The organism is Luteibacter sp. P4_D7_3 (assembly GCF_056401735.1).
In genome coordinates this window covers 1-1,474 of the sequence record NZ_JBFUIT010000541.1, presented here as the reverse complement: position 1 = coordinate 1,474, position 1,474 = coordinate 1, and the positions used below count along the sequence as shown (strand labels likewise).

General features: G+C 61.9%; 2 protein-coding genes. Both read left to right on the top strand.

Going from position 1 to position 1,474, the window contains the following annotated elements:
• Positions 1-602: prolyl oligopeptidase family serine peptidase (locus AC1DSN_RS22535; RefSeq protein ID WP_477333046.1), on the top strand; the 602-nt coding region annotated here is incomplete at its 5' end.
• A 171-nt stretch (positions 603-773) separates the two neighbouring features.
• Positions 774-1,307, top strand: a complete 534-nt coding sequence (gene ppa / locus AC1DSN_RS22530; protein WP_063572247.1) for an inorganic diphosphatase — start codon at positions 774-776, stop codon at positions 1,305-1,307.
• The last annotated feature ends 167 nt before the right edge of the window (positions 1,308-1,474 follow it).

Sequence of the window (1,474 nt, the reverse complement as noted above, 5' to 3'; positions counted from 1 at the left end):
AGGGTGGCGTTTACGTCATCGCCAATATCCGCGGCGGCGGCGAATACGGTCCCCGCTGGCACCAGGCGGCGTTGAAAGCCAATCGTCCTCGCGCTTACGAGGACTTCGCGGCTGTCTCGCAGGACCTGATCGACCGCAAGATCACCAACCCGAAGCACATGGGCATGATGGGCGGCAGCAACGGCGGACTGCTCGCCGGCAACATGCTGACCCAGTATCCGCAGCTGTACGGCGCGGTGGTCAGCCAGGTGGCCCTGCTCGACATGAAGCGCTACACGCACATGTCCGCCGGTGCCTCGTGGATGGCGGAATACGGTGATCCGGACAAACCGGAGGAATGGAAGTACATCCAGACCTTCTCGCCGTACCAGAACCTGCATAAGGGTACGAAGTATCCGCCCGTGCTGTTCACGACCTCCACGCGCGACGACCGTGTGGGGCCGGTACACGCCCGCAAGATGGCCGCGCGCATGCAGGCCATGGGCTTCGACGCCAGCCTCTACGAGAACCTCGAAGGTGGACATGGTGCCGCAGCGGACAACAAGCAGTCGGCGTTCATGAGCGCCCTGGCCTATACGTACCTCTGGGAACACCTGAAGTAAGCACATCCCGTGGGAACCGCTTCAGCGGCGAAAAGCCAACGAAGCGGTTTAGCGGGTGAGTCCACCGCCGGCATAGCCGGCTCCCACACAAAAAACAGGCACTTTGCCGGGGCCATGGCCGGGCGTTATCCTATTCGGCCGCCTTAACCCCTCGAATCACCAAGGAATCCCATGGGCCTGCACCTCGTTCCCGCCGGCAAGAATGTGCCGGACGAAATCAACGTCATCATCGAAATCCCCAAGGATGCCGAGCCCGTCAAGTACGAAGTGGACAAGGAAAGCGGCGCGATCTTCGTCGACCGCATCCTGTCGACCCCGATGCGCTACCCGTGCAACTACGGCTACGTGCCGGGCACCCTGGGTGGCGACGGCGACCCGCTCGACGCGCTGGTGATCCTGCCGCTGTCGCTGGTACCGGGCTCGGTGATCCGTTGCCATCCGGTCGGCATGCTGAAGATGACCGACGAAGCCGGTGCCGACGAGAAGCTCGTCGTGGTTCCGGTGGACAAGGTGTTTGCCGGCTACGCGCACATCAAGGATATCGGCCAGGTGTCCGGTCACTGGCTGGAGCGCATCGGTCACTTCTTCGAGCACTACAAGGATCTCGAGAAGGGCAAGTGGGTCAAGATCGACGGCTGGGTCGGCGCGGAAGAAGCCAAGGCGGAGATCGTCGCTGGCATGGGTCGTTACAAGGCCGATCACTGATCTGACGCAACCTGCTTGGTAGGAGCCGATGTGCGGTGGTCTAATTTTCCTGGACACCCATGTAGGAGCAAAATCCCTACCGAGGTGAATCATGGGATATCGACCGATCGACCCGGCGCTCAAGCGCCGGGCGGTGTGTTTAGTACTGGATGAGAACCGCTCCGTGC